6 protein-coding genes are annotated in these 4912 nt (G+C 61.4%); all 6 read right to left on the bottom strand.

Annotated elements, in window-relative coordinates; genetic code table 11:
- Positions 1-144: 144 nt before the first annotated feature.
- The 6 genes from JHD07_RS32895 to JHD07_RS32870 all read right to left on the bottom strand — a co-directional run bounded on the left by JHD07_RS32895 (position 145) and on the right by JHD07_RS32870 (position 4739).
- Entirely contained in the window at positions 145-390 is a 246-nt protein-coding gene (locus JHD07_RS32895; RefSeq protein WP_291629702.1) for an EexN family lipoprotein, read from the bottom strand.
- Entirely contained in the window at positions 387-1148 is a 762-nt protein-coding gene (virB5, locus tag JHD07_RS32890; protein WP_291629701.1) for a P-type DNA transfer protein VirB5, read from the bottom strand. The genes JHD07_RS32895 and virB5 overlap by 4 nt, the downstream gene beginning before the upstream one ends.
- On the bottom strand, positions 1106-3472 hold the full coding sequence (locus JHD07_RS32885) for a VirB4 family type IV secretion/conjugal transfer ATPase (protein WP_291629699.1): 2367 nt from the start codon (positions 3470-3472) through the stop codon (positions 1106-1108). The genes virB5 and JHD07_RS32885 overlap by 43 nt, the downstream gene beginning before the upstream one ends.
- The gene (locus JHD07_RS32880; protein WP_291629697.1) at positions 3465-3803 is read right to left on the bottom strand and encodes a type IV secretion system protein VirB3; all 339 of its coding nucleotides are present in this window, start codon (positions 3801-3803) and stop codon (positions 3465-3467) included. Before JHD07_RS32880 ends, JHD07_RS32885 begins: the two co-directional genes overlap by 8 nt.
- Complete coding sequence (locus tag JHD07_RS32875; protein ID WP_291629695.1) at positions 3803-4099, bottom strand: TrbC/VirB2 family protein; 297 nt, start codon at positions 4097-4099, stop codon at positions 3803-3805. The genes JHD07_RS32880 and JHD07_RS32875 overlap by 1 nt, the downstream gene beginning before the upstream one ends.
- A 70-nt stretch (positions 4100-4169) precedes the next feature.
- Positions 4170-4739 carry a type IV secretion protein gene (locus JHD07_RS32870; RefSeq protein ID WP_291629693.1) on the bottom strand — a complete coding sequence of 190 codons (570 nt, stop codon included), beginning with the start codon at positions 4737-4739 and terminating at the stop codon, positions 4170-4172.
- Positions 4740-4912 lie beyond the last annotated feature (173 nt).

The raw sequence follows: 4912 nt of genomic DNA, 5'->3' as shown, positions 1-4912 counted from the left end.
TGACATAGAGCATCACGGCCGTGCGGAGGGGACCATCAATGTAGGAGGCAAGATTTGATGCCGACGTGGACACGAATGTCGTGATCGGCTGCTCGAACTCCCTCAGAAAGCTGTCAAAGACGTTTATGGCCATCGCGGCGATCCTTACTTCAGGGCGTCTTTCATCTCTTGGATGGTGATCTTGTTGCGGGCTTCGTTGGCGTTGATGCAGTTCGGCGTCGTTCCCAATTCTCCGGGATTGTCGCGGCACGCCTTGATGGCCAACGCCAAATCGTCCCGATGATCGAGATACCAGCCGACAGTGCTTGTCTGCTGACTCTTGTCGGCCTCGTTGCAACCCGAAAGAGCAGCGGCGAGAGATAGCGCCAGAATTGACGTGTTTAACCTCATTGCAGGGCTGCCTTCATTTCATGAATCAGTTGTTGTTGTTTCTCGTGCTCCCGCTGGCCGTCCATGTCGGTGCGGGCTTGCTGGATCATCGCCAGCCCCTGCATCCGCAGCACGTCGTTCTGCAGGAGCGCCTGTTCGGCCTGCAGCCGTGCCGATAGATCCAGAGTCTCCTTGACGTCGGTCGCCGAGCTTATGCGCGTTCTCAATTCTTCGAGCGCATCGATACGCTGCGAGGCTGTGTCGTAGACCGCCTGCCCCATGGAGTGCTTGGCGCCGGTTTGCCGCGCGATCCTGTCGAGCTCACTCTCGTAATACGAATTGCCGCTGTTGCCGGCATACGCCCGGTTCTGCGAAAGGTACTGGTTCATCGCGTCGGCGAAGTTGCCGCCACCATGCCCCGCCACGAGACGTTCGATGTCAGAGAACTGTTGGGGCAGGACTTTCCGGAACTGCGGCGTGTTGAGCAGCGCGCCGATGTCGTTGGCGTTGGTCCGCTTGTTGAAACTGTCATACAGGTGCTTGGCCTGGTTCAGTTGCTCCTGCGCCACCTTGAGCTGCGACGTCAGGGTATCGACCTGCTTCTTCAGCTCCGTCAGTTGCTCGAATTGCCGCGCATAGACGCTCGGATCGAAGACAATCTCCGCTGCTGCGGGAAATGCGGTCAGGACGGCCACGATAGACACGTAGGTGAAGATTGCCGGCATGCGCTGAATCATCATCGGATTGTCCTCCGCTCCGCATGAAATGCCGGCAGCCATTGGGCCGGATCGTCACCGACGTCCGCCCGAATGCGGTCGAGCAGTTCGACCGTTTCCGTCCGTCCGGACAGAACGGCGAGCGCATCGTCGAAACCGCCGAGATCAAGCTCCGCCACCACCGAGTTGTGGCCTTGCTTGACCAGAAACCGCCGGCTTTCAGGCGTGAGCTCCTCCTTGATCAGGCGGAATTCAGTGTCGGTCAGATGGAATCCGTCAACATAATCCGAGCGTGTTCCCCGCGCATTGGGCAGGAAGATTTGCGTCGGGCACTGCTCGACAATGGTGTGTGCGATCGGAGAGGCCAGGGCGTCGCGCGGCGACTGGGTGCCGAACACCATGACGCCGTTTTGCTTGCGGATGGTTTTCAGCTTGTTGTTGGCGAGATCCCGAAATGCCTCGTCGCCAAGCGCCTTCCAGAACTCGTCGATGTCGATGATCAGGCGTCGGCCGTCAATCAGACCCTCGACGCGGTGGAACAGATACATCATGAGCGGCGTCCGAACAGTGGGATGATCCAGCAGATCAGTCATGTCGAAGCCGATAAACCTGGCGTCGAGGCCGATCGCGTCTTGGTCGCCATCCAGCACCCAGCCGAAAGGAGCGCCCCTGCACCATCGCTCCAACCGGGCGCCGATTCCTTCGCGATCCTGTTGGCCGAGAAAAGCCCGCAGCGCCCCGAACGAGCGTTCCTCCTGCCGAAGCTGGGCGAGAGCTCGCAATCCGGAATCGATCCGCTCCTCCTCGATCACGGTCAGCGGACGGTTTTCGGGTGTGACAAGCTTCCGGACCAGTTCGCCCAGGAAGGAAAGATTGGCTGGCGTCAGCTCCAGCGCCTTGAGCGGCGCGCAGCCGGTCGCAATGCCATTGTGGAGCGTCAGGTAGGTGCCGCCGGCGGCACGGACGAAAATCTCGGCACCGCGGTCCTTGTCGAAGAAGACGTAAGTGGCGCCGAGCCGCTCAGCTTCCGATAGCAGGAAGTTCTGCACGACCGTCTTGCCCGACCCGGAGGGGCCGCAGATGAAGGTGTTGCCGAGGTCGCCGTGATGGAACGAGAAATAGAACGGCGAGCCGGACGCGGTCTTGAGCATCGCAACCGCTGGTCCCCAATGGTTGCCGGCAGGCTTGCCGGTGGGATAGGTGTGGAAGGGGGAGAATGCCGCGAAATTGCGCGAGCTGATCGCCCCAGTTCGCGCCCGATATTTGAACAGCCCAGGGAGCTGCGCCCAATAAGCCGCTTCAAGGCCGAGGTCTTCGCGCGCGACCACTGCACCCGCATCTGCCAGGACGCGTCGCGCCACGCTCATGTGGTCCTGCAGCTGCGTAGGGGTCTCGGCGTAGACCAGGAGAGACAGGTGATGATCTCCGAGGGCGAACCTATTGGATTCGAGATCGTCGAGCGCGTCGCCGAGTTCGTCGATCTGCGAGGCTGCCGGATCCTGAGCCGAAACCAGCTGGTTCTGCTTGCGCGTCAGCACCGTCTTGGCGTCCGCTTTGGACAGGAACGCGAAGGATTGCGTGAGGATAAGTTCGAACGGCGCAGAAAGCAGCGCGTTCAACAGGCCCGGTCTTGTGGACGCCGGATATTCCTTGAGTCCAAACATGCCAGCGAAGCGCGAGCCGCCGGCGCCTCGGATTTCGATGGCTTCACGGCCGAAGATGACGCGGTTAGAATAGAGTGCGGGGCCGATCGGCCCTTGCGGCAACGGCATGGGCATCCACTCGCCGGAGGCGACGGCATGGAGCAGTTCAATTGGCTCTGAGAATACAAGGCCGTCGTGCTCGGCCAATCCGAGAGCATGGGCGCCGTAGCGCTCCAATGCCGCAACCATATCGCGCCTGGCATCGTTGAGCCGCTTCAAGGCGTCGCTATCGACCTCGAGGGACGCCGTAGGGCTCCGGCCCAGCCGTTTGAAGAAGGCAGCTGCCGCGTCGGCGGGGGCACGGCCGGGATGCCAAACCAGCGTCAGATAGAGATCATTACGAAATAGGGCTGCCTTGCGAAGCCGGTCGCGATATTGCGCATCAAGCGAGGCCGCAAATGGCGATCGGAACGTCCCGGCCGGATAGTCCGACGTGCCCCGGCGCACCAGATGAGTCCAGAGCGCGAGCCGCGGATCCGCAACATTGCGCAGAGTGAGATTCAGCTTGGCGTGAAGATCGTTCAGATCCGCCGTCTCGGCGGTCTCGAACGAGATGCCGTCGAGCCGGATCACCGTGAGCAGGGCTCGCGTGGTGAGACTGATCACGGTATCGGTGACATGTCGGCCGAACGGGAGGTAGACTTCGGGCCCGATCTCCCGGGTTTTGAGCGCTGCGTTACGCATAGCCAAGGTCTCGTGCTCGATATCGCCGAACAAGATTGAGGGGCGTGCAGGACGACCCGCCCCAGAAGGAGGCATTGCGCGTGCGCCCGCGGGTTTCGATCCAGGCGAGCAGAATCCGGAACATGTTGGGATCGTGCCGGCAGATGATGCGGCAAAGGCCATGGATCGGAATCGCGACCAGGCCGTAGATGATGCTTCCGGCCACCAGAAACAGGATGCAGGAAAACATCACGTTGAGCGCCATGGCTTCCATGGTGACGCCGGCAATCATGGCCGGACGCGTGCAGGCGAGGAACAGCGTGTCCTCCGTGAGACGCGTGGCCTCGATCATCAACGGCCTCCAGTCAAGGTCGAGACCACCTCGGAGGCGCCGAACGTGATGGCGACGCCGAGCACGACATAAGCGGCCTTGCGCAGGTCGAGATAGCCGAACATCCAGGCGATGCCGACGATGATGACGGCCAGCGTCGCCAGCAGGCGCGCGACGTTGCCGGTCAGCATGTTGACGATGTTCTGCAACACGCCTTCGATGTTTGCGGTCTGCGCCAGCGCCGGCTCAACCAATGCGATGCTGAGGACGGTCCCCATGCAAAGCAGGGCAGCAGAGTGTTTAAGAGGAGAAGTCATGGCACGGCTCCGATTGGCACTGCAGCCGGACCAGCCCGGACCGCGGTGTTGAGTTGAGACAAAGAGGTCTTCATCGTTCATAGACGAAGGCTGACGTGCCGAGGCCCGAGCGGTAGACGTCCCAGTTCGGGCGCTCCCTGACGGAGGGAGCTGGCCTGTTGTTTGTCGGCATGTCAGCGTCGGAAATGTCGGCAGCATCAGCCGGCAGGGTACGGGGCTCGGGCGTTGTTCGAGGAGCTTTGGCTGCGAAGCTCGCGACAACCTTGGCAATAGCCTGATCGCGGCCCGCGGCGTTCACGTTTGCTGCTTGCAATCGGGCCTCGAACAATCTGCCAAGACCCGCAATATGCTTGCAGGCGTCGAAGGTCGTGGTAGCCGTCAACCCGGCCTGCTTGGTTTCATCTGCATCAAGTTGCGCAAGACCGGTCCGTACCGACTGACCGGCGGTAATGGCCTCGGTCGCGAGCTGGATCGCTTCGTCACGGTCATTTGCTTGAATCGGAATCGGTCTCCGCCCCTGAATTGTGATGAGCAGCGGCTCGAACGAGCTCGCCTGCCGCACAATCGCCGTAAGCGGGCGCACGAAGTCCGGCGTTGGGGCGCACTGTTCGACCAGAGCCGAGAAAGCAGCAGGATCCATTGTTGATGACTTTGCCTCGGGAGGTGAAGACGCGGACGCTAGGCCGCGAGCTGAAGGCTTGACGGTGCTTCAATTGCGCGCCCCGAAATCTTCCCGGCTGCTCGGATTGCCGCGAGAGCCTCATGGGTTACCGGCAGTAGTCCGGCGACGGCTTTGGTCGCCCCGATCTGACG

It is taken from the genome of Bradyrhizobium sp., assembly GCF_016462955.1.
In the GTDB taxonomy this organism is placed as follows: domain Bacteria; phylum Pseudomonadota; class Alphaproteobacteria; order Rhizobiales; family Xanthobacteraceae; genus Bradyrhizobium.
The sequence above is the reverse complement of the archived record's forward strand: the minus strand, read 5'-3'. Positions and strand labels throughout refer to the sequence as shown.